Below are 20,232 nucleotides of genomic sequence, written 5' to 3'. Positions count from 1 at the left end.
CTGATGCTGGGGAATGATGATACCGGAACAGGGGCCCACAGGCCCCTGGGTGACTTACTCGCCGCGCGCGGCCTGGGCCTGAGCCATGACCTCTTCGCGGAAGTCTTCCTGCTTCTTCTCGATGCCCTCGCCGACTTCGAAGCGCACGAACTGGTTCACCTTGGCACCCTTGCTCTCAAGCAGCTTGCCGACGGTGGTGTCCGGGTCCTTGACGAAGGGCTGACCCTTGAGGGTGATCTCGCCCAGGTACTTGCGCATGCGACCCTCGATCATCTTCCCGATGATGTTGTCGGGCTTGCCGCTCTCGCGTGCCTGCGCCTCGACGATCTCGCGCTCCTTGGCCAGCATCTCGGCGGGCACGTCGGCCTCGTCCACACACACCGGGTTGGAGGCGGCGACGTGCATGGCAATGTCGCGACCCAGCTCGGCATCACCGTCGATGTCCACCACCACGCCGATGCGCACTCCGTGGGAGTAGCAGGCCAGCACGCCGTCGGTGCTCAGACGCGCAAAGCGGCGCACGGTCATGTTCTCGCCGATCTTGGCGACCAGGGCCTGGCGCGCTTCCTCGATGGTGGTGTCCTCGCCCTCGTGCAGCGGCAGCGCCATCAGCGCCTCCACATCGTCAGCATCGCTGTTGAGCACGCGTTCGCCGACCGCGTCGGCGAACGACTTGAAGTTGTCGTCCTTGGCAACGAAGTCGGTTTCGCAGTTGACCTCGACGATCGCCGCCTGCTTGTTGTCCGGGGTGGTCTTGATCACGATCACACCCTCGGCAGCGGTACGGCCGGCCTTCTTCGCGGCCTTGGCCTGGCCGGACTTGCGCATGTTCTCGATCGCGGCCTCGATGTCGCCATTGGTCTCCACCAGGGCCTTCTTGCATTCCATCATGCCGGCGCCGGTGCGCTCACGCAGTTCCTTCACCAATGCAGCGGTAATAGCCATTGTCTCTACCTCGAAATAAAACGTTCAGCTCGCTTGAGCACGACGCCCCGGAGCGTCAGGCACCCCGGGGCGATGGTTTGTCATCCCGCGGGGATCAGCCCTCGGCCTCGGCCTCGGCCTCGCCGGTCTTGGGGGCCGCATCGCCGGCCACCGCGCGCGCAGCAGCAGCGCGGCCTTCCAGCACGGCGGCAGAGGCGCCCTGCGCGTACAACTGGATGGCGCGGATGGCGTCGTCGTTGCCCGGGATGACGTAATCGATGTCCTTGGGGCTGTTGTTGGTGTCCACCACGGCGACCACCGGAATATCCAGCTTCTTCGCCTCGGCCACGGCGATGTCCTCGTGACCATTGTCGATGATGAACAGAACGTCGGGCAGGCCCGGCATGTCCTTGATGCCGCCCAGGCTGCGCTCAAGCTTGTCCATCTCGCGCTTCAGGGTGAGCCGCTCCTTCTTGTTGAACCGGGCCTCCATGGAGCCGTCCTCGACCATCGCCTCCAGCTCCTTGAGACGCTTGATCGACTGCTTGATGGTCTTGAAGTTGGTGAGCATGCCGCCCAGCCAGCGGTGGTTCACATAGGGCATGCCACAGCGCTTTGCCTCTTCGGCAATGACCTCGCGCGCGGCACGCTTGGTGCCCACGAAGAGGATTCTGCCGCCATTGGAGGCGAGCTTGCCGATGAAGTTCATGGCCTCGTTGAACAGCGGCAGCGTCTTCTCGAGGTTGATGATGTGGATCTTGTTGCGCTGGCCGAAGATGTACGGGGCCATCTGCGGATTCCAGTAACGGGTCTGGTGACCAAAGTGCACGCCAGCCTCGAGCATCTGGCGCATGGTGATGTTGTTCATGGAAATCTCCGGATTGTATTGGGTTGAGCCTCCACGCACCCCACCGGCCCACCCTTGCGGGCACCCAGACCGAGATGGTTGCAGTGCGTGTGTGTATTTCGGCGACACCCGGGATTACCCCGCAGGCATTGCCGTCTTTGCCCCCTGCGGCCCATTGCCGCAGAGCGGCGCGTTTTATACCATGAACCACCTGTTCGCCTCAATTCGCAAGCACCCCACGACTGCTGCCTTCCCGACCCAGACTTCCCCGAGGACCCCATGCCCGTCACCATCAAGACCCCCGAAGAAATCGCGAAGATGCGCGTGGCCGGTCGCCTGGCCGCCGAGGTGCTGGAGATGATCGGCGAGTACGTCCGCCCGGGGGTTACCACCGGCGAGCTGGACCGCATCTGTCACGACTACATCGTCAACGAGCAGGGCGCCATTCCCGCGCCGCTCAACTACCGGGGCTTTCCCAAGTCCATCTGCACCTCGGTCAACCAGCAGGTCTGTCATGGTATTCCCGGCGACAAGAAGCTGAAGAAGGGCGACATCGTCAACATCGACATCACCGTCATCAAGGACGGCTACCACGGCGACACCAGCAAGATGTTCTACGTCGGTGAACCCAGCCCCTTCGCCCGCCGCCTGGTGGAAGTGACCTACCAGGCGATGTGGAAGGGCATCGAGCTGGTACGTCCCGGCACTACCCTGGGTGACATCGGGCACGCCATCCAGACCTTCGTCGAGGGCCAGCACTTCAGCGTGGTGCAGGAATACTGCGGCCACGGCATCGGCCGCGAATTCCACGAGGACCCGCAGGTGCTGCATTACGGCAAGCCCGGCACCGGCATGGCGTTGCGCGAGGGCATGACCTTCACCATCGAACCGATGGTGAATGCCGGCAAGCGCCACGTGAAGGTGCTGCCCGACGGCTGGACGGTGGTCACCAAGGACCGCAAGCTCTCGGCGCAGTGGGAACACACCGTGCTGTGCACCGCCGACGGATACGAAGTCCTCACGTTACGCAGCGAAGAGCGGTGATCTCCCCCGAACTCGACGCTATCCTCCAGGAACTTGACCGCCACGCCGCCGACCGGCCAGCCCCGGTGGCGGCCTGGAAATCGGCCATCCGCGCCGCCGGAGAGCATCTGGGCACCCTGTTCGAACAGGGCCGCAACGTGGTCGAACTGGTGCATGCTCGCGCCGGGTTCACCGACGCCGTACTGGCGCGCGCCTGGGCTGCCCACCTGCCCCCCGATGCCGAGGCCGCGCTGGTGGCAGTCGGCGGCTACGGGCGGGGCGAGCTGCACCCGACCTCCGACGTGGACGTGCTGATCCTGACCGCCGGCGAACCCGAGGCGCTGGCCGCGCACATCGAGCCGCTGGTGATGTTCCTCTGGGACATCGGCCTGGAGATCGGCCACAGTGTACGCAGCCTGGCGCAGTGCGTGGACGAGGCGCGCGGGGATGTCACCATCGCCACCAACCTGATGGAATCGCGCCATCTCGCGGGGCAGGAACGTCTGACCCGCGAGATGCAGGCGCTCACCGGCCCCGCGCACATCTGGCCCAGCGAGGCCTATTTCAGCGCCAAGCTGGCCGAGCAGCAGGCACGGCATGCGCAGGCCAACGATTCCACCCAGGACCTCGAGCCCAACATCAAGAACAACCCGGGCGGGTTGCGCGACATCCAGATGATCGGTTGGGTGGCCAAGCGCCATTTCGGCGCCACCCGGCTGTCGCAACTCAAGGACCACGGTTTCCTCACCGAGGAAGAGTACCAGGCGCTGAAGGCCGGCGAGAAGCTGCTCTGGGAGATCCGCTTCGCCCTGCACCGCCTCACCGGGCGGCGCGAGGACCGTCTGCTGTTCGAGCACCAGCGTGCGTTGGCCCGACAGTTCGGCTATGGCGAGGACAACCCGGCCATCGAGCGCTTCATGCAGCGCTACTACCGCACCGCCATCGAACTGCAACGCCTCAACGAAATGCTGCTGCAGCACTTCCAGGAGGCCATTCTCCAGCACGACGACCCGGGAGAACCCGTCCCCATCAACCGCCGCTTTCAGGCACGTGGCAACGTGCTCGAGGTGCGCAACCCGGCGATCTTCGCGCGCAACCCGCTGGCGATGCTGGAACTGTTCCTCATCCTCCAGCAGCACCCCGAACTCGACGGCGTGCGTGCCAGTACCATCCGCGCCATCCGGGCCCATCGCCACCTGATCGACGAGCGCCTGCGCGCCGACATCCGCGCGCGCAGCCTGTTCATGGAGATCCTGCGCCAGCCGCGCGGCATCACTCACGAACTGCGGCGCATGCACCGCTACGGCATCCTCGCCCGCTACCTGCCGGCATTTCGACAGATCACCGGCCTGATGCAGTTCGACCTGTTCCATGTCTATACCGTGGACGAGCACATCCTGATGGTGGTGCGCAACCTGCGCCGCTTCACGCTGCCCGAGCACGCCGAGGAATGCCCGCTGTGCCACGAGCTGGTACAGCAGGTCCCCAAGCAGGAATTGCTGTATCTGGCCGGCCTGTTTCACGACATCGCCAAAGGCCGTGACGGCGATCACTCCGAACTGGGCGTGGCCGACGCCCGCGCCTTCTGCCGTGACCACGGTTTGTCGCACTACGACACAGAACTGGTGGCCTGGCTGGTGCGCCAGCACCTGCTGATGTCGTGGACCGCGCAGCGCCAGGACATCGACGACCCGGCAGTCATCCACAGCTTCGCCGGCAAGGTCGGCAGCATCGAGCGCCTCACCTATCTCTACCTGCTGACCGTGGCCGACATGCGCGGCACCAACCCGCAGATCTGGAACAGCTGGAAGGGCGCCCTGCTCGATCGCCTGTACCGGCGCACCCGCGAGGTACTGGCCGCCGGGCTCGACAACGCCGAGGACGAGAACGCGCGCATCCAGGCCGTACAGTCACTGGCGCGCCAGCAATTGCTCGACGGCGGGCTGGACGAGGAGGCGATCCGCCTGTGCTGGATGCGCCTGAGCACCGAATATTTCCTGCAGACCCCGCCGGAGAACGTCGCCTGGCACACCCGACTGCTGCTCGACCACGACCCGAACGGCATCCAGGCCGCGGTGCGCGACGACCCCGAGCGCGGCTGTACCGAGATCTTCACCTTCGGCCCCGACCGCGACGGCCTGTTTGCCGACACCGCCGCCCTGCTCGACCGCCTGGGGCTGGATATCTTCGGCGCACGCATCGACACCACCGACGACGGCATCTCGGTCAACAGCTACTTCGTGCTGGAGATCGACGGCCAGCCGCTGAAACCTGCTCGCCGCAACGAGGTGGCCGAGGCACTGCGGGCACAACTGAATGCGGGCGAGCCCGTCCCCCCGCCGCCGTTACGCCCCCCCTCGCGCCGCCTGCGCGCCTTCGACTACCCCACCGAGATCCGCTTCGAACAGGATGCCGACCGGGGCGTCACCCGCCTGCACCTGCGCACACAGGACCGTCCCGGCCTGCTCTCGCTGATCGGCTCGGTACTCGCCGGGGAAGGCCTGCGCCTGCACAGCGCCCGGGTGCTCACCGAGGGCGCCCGGGCGCTCGACTGGTTCACCCTCACCGACCGTAAAAACCGCCCCATCACCGACGAACAACAACAGGCCCGGCTGCAACAGGCCCTGCTGGAGGCACTGGGCTGACGGGGCGCCGATTCGCGACGGGGACGCCGCTCCTGCTTGACAGGAGCTCCCCCCAGGCCGAATGTTCGCGGCGAGAATACTGCTCCCTCAAGCCATCAGGCCTGGACCAGCTCGCAGGCATTGCCATCGGGATCACGGCAGAACAGGGCCGCACGTCCGCTGCGGCTGCGGGTATAGGGAACGCCCCGCGCATCGAGCCGTGCACGTAGCGCCTCGAGGTCGGTCACCGAGAAGGCGACATGGCGGTCGCGCCCGCCGTGCAGCGGACGCCCCTCGAGCGGGTCGGGGCTGGGCAACTCCAGCAGATGCACCTGCAGGCCGGGGCCCGCGCTCAGCCAGGCACCAGGGTAGCCCAGGTCGGGGCGCGCCGGGTCCACTGCCAGCCCCAGTACGTCGCGATAGAACGCCAGCGCGCGATCGGTGTCACGCACCAGCAGGCTGACATGATGCAGACGGATCTCACTCATGTTCCACCACCTTCTTCTCGTCCAGGGAAATGGCCACCAGACCGGCGCCGATGATCATGAGGCCGCCCAGTCCCTCCTGCCAGCCCAGCGTCTCGCCGGCCAGCCACCAGGCGCTGAGCGCGCCAACCACGATCTCGAACAGCATGATCACCGAGGATCGCTGCACTGGCATGCGGCTGACTGCATACACCACCGCGAAGGTGGAGAGCAGGAATCCCGGCACACCCAGGGCCATCGCGCCAACCCATCCACGCCAGCCGGCCTCGGGCAGTGGCTCGCCGGTGAGCGCCAGCAAGACCAGTGAGACCAGCACCACACCAATCCAGGACAACTGGGTCTTGAGGGTGTCGGACAACATCCCGAGACGACGGATCATGACATTGGTGAGCGCAAACGCCAGGCCCGCGCTCAGTGCCAGCCAGTCACCGCGAGTGGTCGGGTCACTGAAGATGTCGGGCCGGTAGAGCATGACCACGGCGCCCGCCAGCCCCAGCAGCAACATGAACCAGGTCACTGTCCGGATACGCTCGCCCAGCAGCCAACGGGCGAGCAGCACGGCCCATAGTGGCGACAGGTAGAACAGAATCAGCACCCGCACCACCTGGTCATCGATCACCGCCAGCAGGAAGGCAACATTGGTCCAGCCGGCAGCGAACACCAGCCAGACCACGGACCAGCCACCGGAGGGCACGTCCCGCGAGGCAAAGCCACGCGCCAGGGTCATCACCAGCAGGGCGCAGGCATAGCTGATGAGCGTTTGCCACAGACCGGCTACCCCGGCCTCGGCCAGCCAGCGCACCGGGTACCAGATCAGCCCCCAGAAGGTCGCCGCATACAGCAGCGCCAGCAACGGCAGCAGGCCGAAGAGATGGACATTCATATATAATCGCCGCCTCTGTATCCCTCGCCCCAGACCATGAACCCGGATCTCGACCGACTCCAACCCTACCCTTTCGAGAAGCTGCGCGCCCTGTTCGCCGGCGTGACCCCGGCAGACAAGCCGCACATCGCGCTCTCGATCGGCGAGCCCAAGCATGCCACACCGGGCTTCGTCGTAGATAGCCTGCGCGCGCACCTCGACGCCCTGGGCAATTACCCGTTGACCCGCGGCCTGCCGGCGTTGCGCCAGGCCATCGCCGACTGGCTGGTTGCCCGTTTCGCCCTGCCCGCGGGCGGCATCGACCCCGAGACCCAGGTACTGCCGGTGAACGGCACCCGTGAGGCCCTGTTCGCCTTCGCCCAGGCGGTGATCGACCGCCGCCACGCCCCCCTGGTGGTCTCACCCAATCCCTTTTACCAGATCTACGAGGGCGCGGCCCTGCTCGCCGGGGCGGAACCGCTGTTTCTGCCCTGCACTGCCGATACCGGCTACCTGCCGGACTTCTCGCAGGTGCGTGCCGAACAATGGGCGCGCGTGCAACTGGTCTATGTCTGCTCGCCGGGCAATCCCACTGGCGCGGTGATGCGCCAGGACGACTGGGCCGAACTGCTGGCCCTGGCCGACGCACACGACTTCGTGATCGCCGCCGACGAGTGCTATTCGGAACTCTACTTCGACGAGGATGCCCCCCCGGTCGGCCTGTTGCAGGCCGCCGCTGCGCTGGGGCGCGACGATTACCGTCGCTGCGTGGTGTTCCACAGCCTGTCGAAACGTTCGAATGCGCCGGGACTGCGCTCGGGCTTCGTGGCCGGGGATGCGCAGATCCTGAAGCACTTCCTGCGTTATCGCACCTACCACGGCTGCGCCATGCCGGTGCAGCATCAGCAGGCCAGCATCGCCGCCTGGCGTGACGAGGCCCATGTGCGCGAGAATCGGGCCCTGTACCGCGAAAAGTTCGACGCCGTGCTCGCCATCCTGCAACCTGTGCTGGACGTGCAGCGCCCCGAGGCCGGCTTCTACCTGTGGGCGCGGGTACCTGGCGGTGACGACGAGGCCTTCGCGCGTGGGTTGTTCGAGCACCAGCACGTCACCGTGCTGCCAGGCAGCTATCTGTCGCGCGCGGTGGACGGCGAGAACCCAGGTGCCGGCCATGTGCGCATGGCACTGGTGGCCACCCCCGAAGAATGCATCGAGGCGGCGGAACGCATCCGCGCCCACATCGAATCCCTATAGAGAACCCCACACAGGAGCCCTCTCATGAGCGAGATCCAGAACATCATCGAAGAAGCCTTCGAAAAGCGCGCCGAGATCACCCCGCGCAACGTCGAGACCCGGGTACGCGACGCGGTCAACGAGACCCTCGACCAGCTCGACCGCGGCGAGATCCGCGTCGCCGAAAAGCGCGACGGGGACTGGGTGGTCAACGAGTGGATCAAGAAGGCCGTGCTGCTGTCGTTCCGCATCAACGACAACGAGTTCATCAAGGGCGGCTTCACCAACTACTGGGACAAGGTGCCTTCGAAATACGCCGACTTCAACTCGCGCGACTTCCGCGAGTCCGGCGTACGCGTGGTGCCGCCGGCCACCGCGCGTCGCGGCTCCTACATCGCGCCGAGCACGGTGCTCATGCCCTCTTACGTGAACATCGGCGCCTATGTCGATTCCGGCACCATGGTGGACACCTGGGCCACGGTCGGCTCCTGCGCCCAGATCGGCAAGAACGCGCACCTCTCGGGCGGGGTCGGCATCGGCGGCGTGCTCGAGCCCTTGCAGGCCGCGCCCACCATCATCGAAGACAACTGCTTCATCGGTGCCCGCTCCGAGATCGTCGAGGGCGTGATCGTCGAGGAAGGCGCGGTAATCTCCATGGGCGTCTACATCGGCCAGTCCACCCGCATCTACGATCGCGAGCGCGACGAGATCCTCTACGGTCGCATCCCCGCGGGCTCCGTGGTCGTCCCCGGCAACCTGCCCTCGAAGGACGGCAAGTACAGCCTCTACTGCGCGGTGATCGTCAAGCGCGTGGACGAGAAGACCCGCTCCAAGGTCGGCATCAACGAGCTGCTGCGGGATATTTGATTCGACAAAGAAGAACCACAAGGGACACGAAGAACACAAGGATTTTACTGTGAGCGACCTTCTCGACCCCGGATTACTGCGGAAATGCAGGTCATCACAGCCGTCTGTCGCCTTGTTCCTTCGTGTTCTTTGTGCTCTTTGTGGCAGGCATTCATGATCGAGCTCTACGGCATCCCCAACTGCGACACCATGAAGAAGGCCCGTGCCTGGCTGGCCGAGCACGGCATCGACTATCGCTTCCACGACTACAAGAAGGAAGGCATCGACGAGACGACGCTGCGAGGCTGGATCGAGCAGGTCGGCTGGGAGACCCTGCTCAACCGCCGCGGCATGATGTGGCGCAAGGTCCCGCCGGAGGTGCGCGAGCACATCGACCAGGCCAGCGCCATCCGCCTCATGCTCGAGACCCCGAGCATCATCAAGCGACCGGTCCTCATCGACGACAAGGGCCGGGTGCACGTCGGCTTCAAGCCCGAGCAGTACCAGGCCCTGTTCGGCTGAGCCTGTCGCCATGCCGCACACTACCGGTCCATCCTGCTCCTCCCCCGCTTGCGGGGGAGGCCGGGAGGGGGCCTGTGATCGCACATTCCCGACCTCCTTCACACCCTGTACGGTTATCATTCCACCATGTCCGAGACCCTCGACCTCGCCATCGACCTGATCGCCCGTCCCTCGGTCACGCCCGAGGACGCAGGTTGCCAACACCTGATGATGAAACGGCTGGCGGCCGCCGGTTTCGTCAACGAGCCGCTGCGCTTCGGCGAGGTGGACAACCTCTGGTCGCGCCGAGGCACACAAGGCCCGCTGTTCTGTTTCGCGGGACACACCGACGTCGTACCGCCCGGCCCACGCGAGGAGTGGCACAGCGATCCCTTCGTGCCCGAGGTGCGCGACGGCCTGCTCTACGGGCGCGGCGCGGCCGACATGAAAGGCTCGCTGGCGGCCATGGTCACCGCGGTCGAACGTTTCGTCGCGCGACACCCGGGGCATCGCGGCTCCATCGCCTTCCTGATCACCAGTGACGAGGAAGGCCCAGCGGTGGACGGTACCGTGAAGGTGGTCGAGACGCTGCAAGCGCGTGGCGAAAGGATCGACTGGTGCCTGGTGGGCGAACCCTCTTCCACAGAGCGGGTAGGCGACGTGGTCAAGAACGGACGGCGCGGTTCACTGGGCGCGCGACTGGTGGTACACGGCGTGCAGGGGCACGTCGCCTATCCGCACCTGGCGCGCAACCCGGTGCACCAGGCCCTGCCCGCGCTGGCCGAGCTGGCGGCCACCGAGTGGGACCGGGGCAACACCTTCTTCCCGCCGACCACCTTCCAGATCTCCAACATCCGTGCCGGCACCGGCGCCACCAACGTGATCCCCGGTGATCTGGAGGTGCTGTTCAACTTCCGCTATTCCACCGAGACCGACGATGCGCAACTACGCCAGCGTGTCGAGACGGTGCTCGATGCCCACGGCCTGGACTACGCCATCGAATGGACCCTCTCGGGGCACCCCTTCCTCACCGCCGAGGGCGAGCTGGTCGAGGCGACGCGAGCCGCGATCCGCGAGATCGCCGGTATCGACACCGAGCTGTCCACCGCTGGCGGCACCTCCGACGGCCGCTTCATCGCCCCCACCGGCGCGCAGGTGCTGGAACTCGGCCCGGTCAATGCCACCATCCACAAGGTGAACGAATGTGTCAGCGTGGCCGACCTGGATACCCTGTCGGCCACTTACGAGCGGCTACTGGAACGGCTGCTGGCTGACGCCTAGCCCGGATATTTCACCGGCCGAACAACGCTCTAAGCTAAGACTTTTTCTCCCGCGTTGTTCTATCCCGATTCCGGCGGTTTCTCGCTCGCTGCGGCTTGGTTTTCACTCAAGCGATAGCGCAGGCTATCGCTTTCGTTCCAAACCGGCGCCACAGCGGCTGCGAATTCCGCCGGCTCTCGGGATGCCGGTGAAACATCCGGGCTAACGCAGATTTCGTCCCATGACGCGCCGCCGCGCCCGCCCCATCTGGTAACGCTTGGCCTGGCGCACCCGCTCCTGGGCCATTTCGATCAGGCGCTCCTGACAGCCCTTTTCCTCTTCGGGCGTACGCGGCTGGCGTTGCACATAGCTGCCGTCGGGCTGCATCTCCCAGGCATTGCGGTAATCGCTGAGCTGCACATCGAGGATCTCGCGCAGTTCGCGGCGCAGATTCTCCGCCTCGACCGGAGCAACCACCTCGACGCGTGACTCGAGATTACGCTTCATGCAGTCGGCCGAGCCGGTGAAGTACTCTTCCTTGCCACCGTTGCGGAAGTAGTAGATGCGGGCGTGTTCGAGAAAACGCCCGACGACCGAGATCACCCGCACGTTCTCGGACAGTCCCGGCACGCCGGGTCGCAGACGGCAGGTATCGCGCACGATCAGGTCCACGTGCACGCCCTCGCGCGCCGCCTCGTACAGGGCGCGCGTGATGTCGGCATCTTCCAAGGCATTCATCTTGAACTGGATAAGGCCCGGGGTACCCGACTTGTGCAACTCACGTTCGCGGGCGATACGCTCGAGCAGACCGGCCTTGAGCATCTTGGGTGCCGGCAGCAGCTTCCGGTAGTAGCGTTCGGGCGTATAGCCGGTGGTCAGGTAGTTGAACAGCTCGGTGGCGTCCACACCCATGTCGTGATCGTTGGTCAGCAGGCCGAGATCGGAATACACCCGCGCGGTGCCCGCATGATAGTTGCCGGTGCCCATGTGCAGGTAGCGGCGCAGGCCGTTGTAGTCCTTGCGCACCACCAGCACGATCTTGGAGTGGGTCTTGAGACCGACCACGCCGTAGGTGACATGGATACCGGCCTCTTCCATGCGCGTCGCCCAGCGGATGTTGGCCGCCTCGTCGAAACTCGCCTTGAGTTCCACCACCACCGCCACCTGCTTGCCGTTGCGCGCGGCCTGGATCAGGTAGTCCACCACCTTGGTGTCGCTGGAGGTCCGATACAGCGTCATCTTGATGGCGCGCACCTTGGGGTCGTACGCCGCCTCCTTCAGGAAGCGCTCGACCGAACTGCGGAAGTTCTCGTAGGGATGGTGCAACAGGAAGGGGCCACGCTTGCGAATGGCATGGAAGATGTTGCTCGCCACCCGGATCTCGGGATGGTCCACGCCCTGGAAGGGCGGATAGTGCAGATCGGGCACGTCCAGCTCGGCGATCTGCAGCAGGTGCCGCATCGCCAGCATGTCGCCACCGGCACTGAACACGTCTGCATTCTCGTCCAGGCCGAGTTCGGCAGCGAGCATGCCACGCGTGGTGTCATCCATGTCGTCCTGGATCTGCAGGCGCACGATAGGCGCGAAGCGGCGCTCGCGCAGTTCCGACTCGATCAGTGACAGCAGATCGTCAGCGTGTTCCTCGTTGCGCTCGGTGTTGGCGTTTCGCGTCACCCGGAACTGGTTGCAATGCACGATCTCCATCTCCGGCAGCAGCATGCTCAGGTTGTGCTGCACGATGTCTTCGATGGCGACGAAGTGCGTGGAATCCGGCAAGCGGATGAAACGCGGCACATCCTCGCCGATGGGGATCTTGATGCGCGCCAGCGAGGTCTTGCCTTCCTCGCCCGGGAAGCGCACCAGTACCACCAGGTTGAGCGACAGGTTGGAGATGAAGGGAAACGGGTGTGCCGGGTCGATGGCCTGGGGCGTGATCAACGGAAAGATGTTGTCGTGGAAATAGCTGCGCAGCCAGCTCACCTGCTCCGGCCTGAGCTCGTCGTACCCAAGGATGGCGATATCATGCTCGCGCAGCGCCTCGAGCAACTGGTGCAGTACCTCGCGCTGCACCGCCTCTTGCTCGCGCACCACGGCATAGCACTCGGCGATCTGCTCGCGCGGGGTACGCCCATCGACGGTGCGCGTGGTCACGCCGGCACCGATCTGCTGCTTGAGCCCGCCGATACGCTTCATGAAGAACTCATCGAGATTGGAGCTGACGATGGCCAGAAACTTGAGCCGCTCGAGCAGCGGATTGCGCTCGTCCTCGGCCTCGTGCAGCACGCGGCGGTTGAACGCCAGCCAGGTCAGCTCGCGGTTGAGATACAGCGAGGGGTCGGACAGATCGTGCACACAGGCCGGACTCTCGGCATCCACCTGCAGGGCAGACTGTTCGTTTCGGGGGACGACGGACTCGGACATCGATGGCTCCTGCGGTCTTGCCGGCGGCAACCGGCCCTCTGTTGCTTCCCTGCTTATATCATAGCCTCCACCAGGCCCGACACAGGTAGCCCGCTTGCAGCGCTGACCCGCTCACGACGAAACCGGGATAAAGATCCCTTCCGCCACCCGGCGAGACTGGAACACAGGATAAACCGGTCGAACCCCTCCAGGTTCAGGCCCAGACGCTGACACCCAGCATCTCGTTGATGGCCTGCCGTTGCTCGGCCCCGGCCACCGCACCATAGGCAGACAGGGCGCGATGCACCAACCCGGTGGACCGGTTCTCCTGGAATGACATCTCACGTAGCCCCGCCTGCAACCGGGTGACCGGCAGCTGAGACGTGGCCCGCTCCTGCCCGGAACCCGCCCTGCCCGCCGCTTCGGCAGGCGCGACCTGCTCGACCGGTCGTCTGGCACCGGTCGGCAAGGGGCGATACAGGGCAGTTTGCAGGGAAGCGATGCGCATGGTTCGTCCGTCAACCAGGCCAGGAGCTGGCAGGGAATTATAGTCGAGAGGCAAAAAAAAGGGGCCAGCCGGCCCCGTGGATCAGGCTGCGGCTCAAGCCACCTTGGCGAAGGTGTACTCCGCGCCGTTGCGCTTGACCTTGCCGGTGCGCTCGAAGACCACCTCTTCTCCGTCGGCGACCTCCTTCTGGTCACCCGCGACCACCACCAGGCCCTCGTGGGTCACACCGCAATGAATGATGCCCAGCTTGTCGTGGTGTGGGACCGTCAGGGTCAGGGTCTCGTCACTCATGCAGGCTCCTCCTGTGTGGGTTTCAAGTAAAAAGACAGACGAGCCTTTAATATGGGACCGCAACGGCGCGACTCAAAACCACAAAGGGTGGGGTTGTTGCCCCCGGGGTGCCGCTCAACCCGGCGGCCAGGTCATCTGTCGCCCACCCAGCAGGTGCAGGTGGATGTGGAACACGGTCTGGCCGCCCTCGGCATTGCAGTTCATCACCGTGCGGTAGCCGCGTTCGGCCAGGCCCTCGTCGGCAGCGATCCTGGCTGCGACACGAAACAGGTGGCCGACCAGCGCCTCGTCGGCCTCGGTCAGGTCGTTGAGGGTAGTGATGTGACGGCGCGGGATCAGCAGCACGTGCACCGGCGCCTGGGGATTGAGATCACGGAAACCGACTACCTGGTCGTCCTCGTAGACCTTCTCCGCCGGGATCTCGCCGGCGGCAATCTTGCAGAAGATGCAGTCACTCATGGATCGTTCTCCATCAATCGGCGGCGCCCGGCAAAGGCATGTGCCAGGGTGCCGCTGTCCACGTATTCGAGTTCGCCGCCCAGGGGCACGCCGTGGGCGATGCGCGTGACCTGGATGTCCAGCCCCGCAGCCAGCTCGCCGATATAGTGCGCCGTGGCCTCGCCCTCGACCGTGGTAGTGGTGGCGAGGATCAGTTCGCGCACCTGGTCGGCGCGCAGGCGTTCACGCAGGTCATCGAGCCCCAGTTCGGCGGGGCCGATGCCGTCGAGCGGCGAGAGTCGCCCGCCGAGCACGAAGTACAGCCCCCCGAAACCGGTCGCCTGCTCGATGGCCATCACGTCGTTCGGGTTCTCGACCACGCACAGCAGGCCGGGATCGCGCTGCGGGTTGGCGCACAGGCGGCAGACTTCGCGCTCGGTCAACGTGCGGCAGCGGGCGCAATGGCCGATCTGCTCCACCGCCTGCTCGAGCAGCCGCGCCAGCCGCCGTCCCCCTTCGCGGTCGCGCTCGAGGATATGAAAGGCCATGCGCTGCGCCGACTTGGGGCCAACCCCGGGCAGGCAACGCAGGGCCTCGATGAGCTGTTGCAGCAGGGGTGTCTCGCTCACCCAGCCGGCCTCAGAAGGGCAGCTTCATGCCCGGCGGCAGGTTGATGCCGGCGGTGACCCCGGCCATGCGCTCCTTGGTGTGCTCCTCGAGACGATGTACCGCGTCGTTCATGGCGGCAGCGATCAGGTCCTCGAGCATCTCGCGATCATCACCCATCAGGGATTCGTCGATCTCCACCCGACGCACCTCGTGGCGAGCATTGATGGTGATCTTCACCAGGCCGCCGCCAGACTGACCCTGGACCTCGGCCCGCGCCAGTTCCTCCTGCGCCTTCTGCAGTTCTTCCTGCATCTTCTGCGCCTGTTTCATCAGGTTGCCAAGACCACCTTTCATATGCGTTCTCTCTCGATGTCAATGAATGAAGTCAGTGCTCGACCGGGCGGATCGAGTCCTCGACCAGCTCGGCATCGAAACCGTCCTGCAGGGCCTGCACCAGGGGGTCGGCGGCAATGTCTTCGCGCGCCTGACGCTCGCGCTGCATGCGTGCCTGCTGCTGTCGCTGCGCCGGGGTGTCGGCTGCCTCCTCGGTGTGCCACTGCAGGCGCAACTCGCCGGCATACTGGCGCAGAGCCTCGAGCAGGCGCTGTTCAGCCAGTGAACCGAGCAGCGAGGCACAACTGGCATCGACCGCCAACGTGAGGGTGTGGCCATCCCAGTCGCGTACCGCCGAGTGCGCCGCGAGCTGGGCGGCCATGCCGCTCAGGCCCAGGCGCGGCAACAGGGCATGCCAGTCGCCAAAGGGGTTGTTCCCTTCCCCTGCAGGCGCGCTCTCCGCCACCGGGGCCGGCGTCTCCCGCGCCTCGGCAGCGGGTGGCGCACTGGCTTCTGCAGGTGGGGCCGACGGGGCCGAGGCCGGGGCCGCGCGCGTCGGCGCCGATGCGCGCTGGCCTTCGGGCCCATCGTCCGGGCGAAATGCCAGCATGCGCAGCAGGACCATCTCGAATCCCGACTGCGCATCCGGCGCCAGTGGCAGGTCGCGCTGGCCGACCAGGGCGATCTGGTAGTAGAGCTGGGTCTCCTCGGGCGAGAGTGCCGCGGCCAGGGCCTCGAAACGCTCGCGCTCGCCCCAGCTCGCCGACCAGGCCTCGGGGGTGGCCTGCAACAGGGCGACGCGGTGCAGCAGCAACAGCAGGTCCTTGAGCAGGGCAGCGAAGTCCGGAGACTTCTCGGCCAGGGCACGTACCCCTTCCAGCATCCCGGCGGCATCGCCCTGCTGCACGCGCTCGAGCAGCTCGGGCAACAGGTCCGAGGCGCTCACACCGAGCATGTCGCGCACCGCCTCGTAATCCACCCGGCCGCCACCGAAGGCAATGGCCTGGTCGAGCAGGCTCAGGCCGTCGCGCATGCTGCCATCGGCGGCGCGCGCCAGCAGGTAGAGCGCGCGTGTATCGTGTTCGATGCCCTCCTCGCCCAGGATGTGTTCGAACTGTCCCTGGATCTGCTCGATGGGCAGGCGGTTGAGACTGAATTGCAGACAGCGCGACAGCACCGTGACCGGGACCTTCTGCGGGTCGGTGGTTGCCAGCAGGAACTTGACGTGCGGCGGCGGCTCCTCGAGCGTCTTGAGCAGGGCATTGAAACTGTGGCTGGAGAACATGTGCACCTCGTCGATGAGGTACACCTTGTAGCGCCCGCGCACCGGTGCATAAGGCACGTTCTCGAGCAGCTCGCGGGTGTCGTCCACCCCGGTCTTGGAGGCGGCATCCACCTCGATCAGGTCGACGAAACGCCCTTCGTCCACCTCGCGGCAGATGCTGCACTCGCCACAGGGCTGCGTGGTCACCCCCTGTTCGCAGTTGAGCGACTTGGCAAGGATGCGCGCGATGGTGGTCTTGCCCACACCTCGGGTGCCGGTGAACAGGTAGGCATGGTGCAGACGGTCGTTCTCCAGCGCGTTGCTCAGCGCACGCACCACGTGTGCCTGACCGACCAGCTCGGAGAATGTCTTGGGACGCCAGCGACGCGCCAGTACCTGATAGGACATATCGCGGATACCTGCGGAAAGCGGATTGGCAGTTTAACCGAATCGGGCGCGCGGGCGGGAAAAGGGCGGCGACCCTGCCAGCGATTCCCGGCGCACGCGTCAGCTGCTGTGGCTGCTCCCTTCCGGGCCTGACCAGGTTCACAACCTAGCGTCGCGGGAGGCCAACAGGGTCACCATTGAACGGCGAATTATGCCAGAAAAAGGCCCGATGCGAAGAATTCACCCCAAAGACCATGAAGAATACAAAGATTCACCTGGAAACATCCGCGCCCCAGCAACCTTTGCGTCCTTTGCGGTTTCGTCCCCTAACCTGTCGGCACCTGCAGCAGGGGCCGGGCTTCGTCGCCGTGGAGGTAGTCGAGGAAAGCCTGGGCGATCGGCGGCAGACGCTTGCCCTGGCGATAGACCACGTGCCAGTGGCGCAGGATGGGGAAATCCTCGACATTCAGCACCACCAGGGCGCCAGCCTTGAGTTCCAGTTCCAGGGTGTGGACGGAGACCAGTCCCAGTCCAAGACCGGCCTCCACGGCGTTCTTGATCGCCGAGTTGGAGGTGGTTTCGATACCGGTGCGCAGCTGCATGCCTCGCTCGCGGAAAAAGCGTTCCATGGCGATGCGCGTGCCCGATTCGCACTCGCGCACCACGAAGGTCTCGGACTGGATGCGCTGCAGGGGAATGGGACCCGGCTCGGCAGCGAGGGGGTGATCGGGCCGAGCGATCACCACCAGCGGGTTCTCCATGAAGGCCTGCACCTCCAGGTCCAGCCCTTCGGGCGGCTTGCCCATGATGACGATGTCGGTCTGGTTCTCCGCCAGTTGATCGAGCAGGGTCTTGCGGTTGGTCACGTCCAGCGAATAGGTGCTCTCGGGATAGCGCTGGGCGAAGGCGCCGAGGATGCGCGTAGCAAAGGAATTGGCCGTGGTCGCCACGCTCAGGCGCAGGTGGCCGCGACGCACGCCCTTGAGCGCGGCCATCACCTCGTCGAGTTCGCGCAACTGCTCACCGATGTGACGGCAATAGTTGTACATCTCGCGCCCGGCCTCGGTCAGGTGAATGCGCTTGCCCAGTTTCTCGAACAGGGGCAGGCCCGCGGCACCCTCGAGTTGACGCACCTGCATGGACACCGCCGGCTGGCTCAGGTGCAGCTCCTCGGCGGCGCGGGTGAAACTCAGGTGGCGGGCGACCGCCTCGAACAAGGTGAGCTGACGCAATGTGAGATGCATGTCGAATGCCCTCATGCCTGGACCTACCCCACCCGTTGTGGGGCCAACACCACCCGGGCCTGATCCAGTATCAGGGCATCATCCGGCACGAGGGAACCGCCATGCCGCAAGCCCTGATCTTGAAATCAACACCCTTCCTGATACCGGCAAACTGCTTCAACCGCGTGCGGCTGCTGCAACTGCGCAGCGAGGGATCGCTGGAATTCGGTCTGCCCGGCCTGCCGGGACACCACATGGTGCTGCGCGCCGGCATCACTGGCAATGCTGGAACCGTCCCCTGCGCGCCCTGCTGATGACCTGGCACGACTTCCGCATTCGCCAGCGCGACGATCTGGACGCACCGGTCGCCTGCACCCTGTCGGTCCACCATCCCTACAGCCGCACGGTGATCCACCGCATCCACGACAGCCTGCGGCAGCATTGCGCGCGCCAGTGCCCGCCGCCATCGGACAGTACCCTCCTGGGCTTTCCCGAGCCCGAGGGCGGATAAGTATAGACTTATCGTTACGATAATTAAATCAGTATTTCCTTATATCTTGTAGTCCCTTAAAATGTACGCCTATAAGGCATATGCCTATAAGTTGCAGGGCTTGGCCTCAGCCTTGACCGAACCCTGTGTTCCCGGTGCCAGCTGGCACCTTCACATTATTTATCAGCCGAGGATATCTACATGGCTCTCGATCAATCCAGTCGCTATTCCGACCTCAGCCTGAAGGAAGAGGATCTCATCGCCGGCGGGCGGCACATTCTGTGCGCCTACAAGATGAAGCCCAAGGCCGGCCATGGCTACCTGGAAGCTGCCGCGCACTTCGCCGCCGAATCCTCCACCGGCACCAACGTCGAAGTCTGCACCACCGACGAATTCACCAAGGGCGTGGACGCACTGGTGTACCACATCGATGAAGCCAACGAGGACATGCGCATTGCCTATCCGATCGAACTGTTCGACCGGAACATCACCGACGGCCGCATGATGATGGTCTCCTTCCTCACCCTGACCATCGGCAACAACCAGGGCATGGGCGACATCGAGTACGCCAAGATGATCGACTTCTACATGCCCAAGCGCGCCATCGAACTGTTCGACGGCCCGGCCAAGGACATCTCCGACCTGTGGCGCATCCTCGGCCGCCCCATCGTCGACGGCGGCTACATCGCCGGCACCATCATCAAGCCCAAGCTGGGCCTGCGCCCCGAACCCTTCGCCGAGGCGGCCTACCAGTTCTGGCTGGGCGGTGACTTCATCAAGAACGACGAGCCCCAGGGCAACCAGGTGTTCGCTCCCCTGAAGAAGGTCATCCCGCTGGTCGCCGATGCCATGAAGCGCGCCCAGGACGAGACTGGCGAGGCCAAGCTGTTCTCGGCCAACATCACTGCCGACGACCATTCGGAAATGATTGCCCGCGGCGAGTACATCCTCGAGACCTTCGGCGAGTTCGCCGACCACGTCGCCTTCCTGGTGGACGGCTACGTCGGTGGTCCGGGCATGATCACCACCGCCCGCCGCTGGTTCCCCAACCAGTACCTGCACTATCACCGTGCCGGTCACGGCGCCGTGACCTCGCCCAGCTCCAAGCGCGGCTACACCGCCTTCGTGCTGGCCAAGATGTCGCGTCTGCAGGGGGCCTCGGGCATCCACGTCGGCACCATGGGCTACGGCAAGATGGAAGGTGACGCCGACGACCGCGTCATCGCCTACATGATCGAGCGCGACAGCGTGGACGGTCCGGTGTATCACCAGGAGTGGTACGGCATGAAGCCGACCACCCCGATCATCTCCGGCGGCATGAACGCACTGCGTCTGCCCGGTTTCTTCGAGAACCTGGGCCACGGCAACGTCATCAACACTGCTGGCGGTGGCTCCTACGGCCACATCGACAGCCCGGCGGCTGGCGCGATCTCCCTGCGCCAGGCCTACGAGTGCTGGAAGGCCGGCGCCGATCCCATCGAATGGGCCAAGGAGCACAAGGAATTCGCCCGTGCCTTCGAATCCTTCCCGCACGATGCCGACGCCCTGTACCCGGGCTGGCGCGAGAAGCTGGGCGTGAGCGCCGCTCACAAGTAAGCACGGCTTGCACGACCGGCGAAAAAGCCCCCCTTCGCGGGGGCTTTTTCTTCATGCCGCCGCGGTGACATGAAGAAAAGGCAATCAC

Annotated in this window: 21 protein-coding genes and 1 other RNA gene; 9 read left to right on the top strand and 13 right to left on the bottom strand. The window is 65.2% G+C overall.

Annotation, left to right across the window (positions count from 1 at the left end; all coding sequences use genetic code 11):
* Nucleotides 1–54 precede the first annotated feature (54 nt).
* Nucleotides 55–945 carry a translation elongation factor Ts gene (gene tsf / locus EBS_RS03730; RefSeq protein WP_043107399.1) on the bottom strand — a complete coding sequence of 297 codons (891 nt, stop codon included), beginning with the start codon at nucleotides 943–945 and terminating at the stop codon, nucleotides 55–57.
* A 94-nt stretch (nucleotides 946–1,039) separates the two neighbouring features.
* On the bottom strand, nucleotides 1,040–1,792 hold the full coding sequence (rpsB, locus tag EBS_RS03725; RefSeq protein WP_043107396.1) for a 30S ribosomal protein S2: 753 nt from the start codon (nucleotides 1,790–1,792) through the stop codon (nucleotides 1,040–1,042).
* A 258-nt stretch (nucleotides 1,793–2,050) separates the two neighbouring features.
* Here rpsB and map point away from each other — a divergent pair, with 258 nt between their 5' ends.
* Together map and glnD are read left to right on the top strand one after the other, a co-directional pair.
* The gene (gene map, locus EBS_RS03720; RefSeq protein WP_043107394.1) at nucleotides 2,051–2,815 is read left to right on the top strand and encodes a type I methionyl aminopeptidase; all 765 of its coding nucleotides are present in this window, start codon (nucleotides 2,051–2,053) and stop codon (nucleotides 2,813–2,815) included.
* Nucleotides 2,812–5,439: a [protein-PII] uridylyltransferase gene (glnD, locus tag EBS_RS03715; protein WP_052199269.1), complete on the top strand. Its 2,628-nt coding sequence runs from the start codon at nucleotides 2,812–2,814 to the stop codon at nucleotides 5,437–5,439. Before map ends, glnD begins: the two co-directional genes overlap by 4 nt.
* Before the next feature lie 95 nt (nucleotides 5,440–5,534).
* Here the strand turns inward: glnD and EBS_RS03710 are convergent, their stop codons facing one another.
* Nucleotides 5,535–5,906, bottom strand: coding sequence for a VOC family protein (locus tag EBS_RS03710; protein WP_043107393.1), 372 nt, complete (start codon nucleotides 5,904–5,906; stop codon nucleotides 5,535–5,537).
* Nucleotides 5,899–6,786, bottom strand: coding sequence for a DMT family transporter (locus EBS_RS03705; RefSeq protein WP_052199268.1), 888 nt, complete (start codon nucleotides 6,784–6,786; stop codon nucleotides 5,899–5,901). The genes EBS_RS03710 and EBS_RS03705 overlap by 8 nt, the downstream gene beginning before the upstream one ends.
* Before the next feature lie 36 nt (nucleotides 6,787–6,822).
* Here EBS_RS03705 and dapC point away from each other — a divergent pair, with 36 nt between their 5' ends.
* The 4 genes from dapC to dapE all read left to right on the top strand — a co-directional run bounded on the left by dapC (nucleotide 6,823) and on the right by dapE (nucleotide 10,626).
* Entirely contained in the window at nucleotides 6,823–8,019 is a 1,197-nt protein-coding gene (dapC, locus tag EBS_RS03700) for a succinyldiaminopimelate transaminase (RefSeq protein WP_043107392.1), read from the top strand.
* 24 nt (nucleotides 8,020–8,043) lie between these two features.
* A complete protein-coding gene (gene dapD, locus EBS_RS03695; RefSeq protein WP_043107390.1) occupies nucleotides 8,044–8,865 on the top strand; it encodes a 2,3,4,5-tetrahydropyridine-2,6-dicarboxylate N-succinyltransferase in 822 nt (273 codons plus the stop codon).
* Between the two features lie 153 nt (nucleotides 8,866–9,018).
* Nucleotides 9,019–9,366 carry an ArsC family reductase gene (locus EBS_RS03690; protein WP_043107389.1) on the top strand — a complete coding sequence of 116 codons (348 nt, stop codon included), beginning with the start codon at nucleotides 9,019–9,021 and terminating at the stop codon, nucleotides 9,364–9,366.
* Nucleotides 9,367–9,492: 126 nt separating this feature from the next.
* Nucleotides 9,493–10,626 (top strand): succinyl-diaminopimelate desuccinylase, encoded by a 1,134-nt coding sequence (dapE, locus tag EBS_RS03685; RefSeq protein WP_043107387.1) that lies wholly within the window; start codon nucleotides 9,493–9,495, stop codon nucleotides 10,624–10,626.
* Nucleotides 10,627–10,827: 201 nt separating this feature from the next.
* Here the strand turns inward: dapE and ppk1 are convergent, their stop codons facing one another.
* The 9 genes from ppk1 to EBS_RS03645 form a co-directional block, all read right to left on the bottom strand.
* On the bottom strand, nucleotides 10,828–13,026 hold the full coding sequence (ppk1, locus tag EBS_RS03680) for a polyphosphate kinase 1 (RefSeq protein WP_043107386.1): 2,199 nt from the start codon (nucleotides 13,024–13,026) through the stop codon (nucleotides 10,828–10,830).
* 193 nt (nucleotides 13,027–13,219) lie between these two features.
* Complete coding sequence (locus EBS_RS03675) at nucleotides 13,220–13,513, bottom strand: hypothetical protein (RefSeq protein WP_043107384.1); 294 nt, start codon at nucleotides 13,511–13,513, stop codon at nucleotides 13,220–13,222.
* Nucleotides 13,514–13,606: 93 nt separating this feature from the next.
* Complete coding sequence (locus tag EBS_RS03670; protein ID WP_043107383.1) at nucleotides 13,607–13,804, bottom strand: hypothetical protein; 198 nt, start codon at nucleotides 13,802–13,804, stop codon at nucleotides 13,607–13,609.
* Between the two features lie 114 nt (nucleotides 13,805–13,918).
* Nucleotides 13,919–14,263, bottom strand: coding sequence for a histidine triad nucleotide-binding protein (locus EBS_RS03665; RefSeq protein ID WP_043107381.1), 345 nt, complete (start codon nucleotides 14,261–14,263; stop codon nucleotides 13,919–13,921).
* On the bottom strand, nucleotides 14,260–14,871 hold the full coding sequence (recR, locus tag EBS_RS03660) for a recombination mediator RecR (protein ID WP_043107380.1): 612 nt from the start codon (nucleotides 14,869–14,871) through the stop codon (nucleotides 14,260–14,262). Before recR ends, EBS_RS03665 begins: the two co-directional genes overlap by 4 nt.
* Before the next feature lie 10 nt (nucleotides 14,872–14,881).
* Nucleotides 14,882–15,205: a YbaB/EbfC family nucleoid-associated protein gene (locus EBS_RS03655; RefSeq protein WP_043107378.1), complete on the bottom strand. Its 324-nt coding sequence runs from the start codon at nucleotides 15,203–15,205 to the stop codon at nucleotides 14,882–14,884.
* A gap of 31 nt (nucleotides 15,206–15,236) precedes the next feature.
* On the bottom strand, nucleotides 15,237–16,856 hold the full coding sequence (gene dnaX / locus EBS_RS03650) for a DNA polymerase III subunit gamma/tau (protein WP_043107377.1): 1,620 nt from the start codon (nucleotides 16,854–16,856) through the stop codon (nucleotides 15,237–15,239).
* Between the two features lie 71 nt (nucleotides 16,857–16,927).
* An RNA gene (gene ffs, locus EBS_RS13275) (signal recognition particle sRNA small type) lies at nucleotides 16,928–17,024 on the bottom strand.
* 137 nt (nucleotides 17,025–17,161) lie between these two features.
* Nucleotides 17,162–18,079, bottom strand: coding sequence for a LysR family transcriptional regulator (locus EBS_RS03645; protein WP_043107376.1), 918 nt, complete (start codon nucleotides 18,077–18,079; stop codon nucleotides 17,162–17,164).
* 119 nt (nucleotides 18,080–18,198) lie between these two features.
* On the opposite strand from EBS_RS03645, the gene EBS_RS03640 reads away from it, so the two are divergent.
* The 3 genes from EBS_RS03640 (at nucleotide 18,199) to EBS_RS03630 (ending at nucleotide 20,144) form a co-directional block, all read left to right on the top strand.
* Complete coding sequence (locus EBS_RS03640) at nucleotides 18,199–18,372, top strand: hypothetical protein (protein WP_171816172.1); 174 nt, start codon at nucleotides 18,199–18,201, stop codon at nucleotides 18,370–18,372.
* On the top strand, nucleotides 18,372–18,569 hold the full coding sequence (locus EBS_RS03635; protein ID WP_043107374.1) for a hypothetical protein: 198 nt from the start codon (nucleotides 18,372–18,374) through the stop codon (nucleotides 18,567–18,569). Before EBS_RS03640 ends, EBS_RS03635 begins: the two co-directional genes overlap by 1 nt.
* Nucleotides 18,570–18,749: 180 nt before the next feature.
* Entirely contained in the window at nucleotides 18,750–20,144 is a 1,395-nt protein-coding gene (locus EBS_RS03630; RefSeq protein ID WP_043107373.1) for a ribulose-bisphosphate carboxylase, read from the top strand.
* The last annotated feature ends 88 nt before the right edge of the window (nucleotides 20,145–20,232 follow it).

This window comes from endosymbiont of unidentified scaly snail isolate Monju (genome assembly GCF_000801295.1).
Taxonomy (GTDB): domain Bacteria; phylum Pseudomonadota; class Gammaproteobacteria; order Chromatiales; family Chromatiaceae; genus MONJU.
This window is presented reverse-complemented; position numbering and strand designations above follow the sequence as displayed.

Coding starts and splice junctions, on each gene's coding strand:
- dapE (WP_043107387.1), top strand. CDS start 9,493: ATGTCCGAGACCCTCGACCTCGCCATCGACCTGATCGCCCGTCCCTCG.
- EBS_RS03635 (WP_043107374.1), top strand. CDS start 18,372: ATGACCTGGCACGACTTCCGCATTCGCCAGCGCGACGATCTGGACGCA.
- EBS_RS03705 (WP_052199268.1), bottom strand. CDS start 6,786: ATGAATGTCCATCTCTTCGGCCTGCTGCCGTTGCTGGCGCTGCTGTAT.
- EBS_RS03665 (WP_043107381.1), bottom strand. CDS start 14,263: ATGAGTGACTGCATCTTCTGCAAGATTGCCGCCGGCGAGATCCCGGCG.
- dapD (WP_043107390.1), top strand. CDS start 8,044: ATGAGCGAGATCCAGAACATCATCGAAGAAGCCTTCGAAAAGCGCGCC.
- EBS_RS03630 (WP_043107373.1), top strand. CDS start 18,750: ATGGCTCTCGATCAATCCAGTCGCTATTCCGACCTCAGCCTGAAGGAA.
- rpsB (WP_043107396.1), bottom strand. CDS start 1,792: ATGAACAACATCACCATGCGCCAGATGCTCGAGGCTGGCGTGCACTTT.
- dapC (WP_043107392.1), top strand. CDS start 6,823: ATGAACCCGGATCTCGACCGACTCCAACCCTACCCTTTCGAGAAGCTG.
- EBS_RS03655 (WP_043107378.1), bottom strand. CDS start 15,205: ATGAAAGGTGGTCTTGGCAACCTGATGAAACAGGCGCAGAAGATGCAG.
- dnaX (WP_043107377.1), bottom strand. CDS start 16,856: ATGTCCTATCAGGTACTGGCGCGTCGCTGGCGTCCCAAGACATTCTCC.
- ppk1 (WP_043107386.1), bottom strand. CDS start 13,026: ATGTCCGAGTCCGTCGTCCCCCGAAACGAACAGTCTGCCCTGCAGGTG.
- map (WP_043107394.1), top strand. CDS start 2,051: ATGCCCGTCACCATCAAGACCCCCGAAGAAATCGCGAAGATGCGCGTG.
- EBS_RS03675 (WP_043107384.1), bottom strand. CDS start 13,513: ATGCGCATCGCTTCCCTGCAAACTGCCCTGTATCGCCCCTTGCCGACC.
- EBS_RS03710 (WP_043107393.1), bottom strand. CDS start 5,906: ATGAGTGAGATCCGTCTGCATCATGTCAGCCTGCTGGTGCGTGACACC.
- EBS_RS03690 (WP_043107389.1), top strand. CDS start 9,019: ATGATCGAGCTCTACGGCATCCCCAACTGCGACACCATGAAGAAGGCC.
- tsf (WP_043107399.1), bottom strand. CDS start 945: ATGGCTATTACCGCTGCATTGGTGAAGGAACTGCGTGAGCGCACCGGC.
- EBS_RS03670 (WP_043107383.1), bottom strand. CDS start 13,804: ATGAGTGACGAGACCCTGACCCTGACGGTCCCACACCACGACAAGCTG.
- EBS_RS03645 (WP_043107376.1), bottom strand. CDS start 18,079: ATGCATCTCACATTGCGTCAGCTCACCTTGTTCGAGGCGGTCGCCCGC.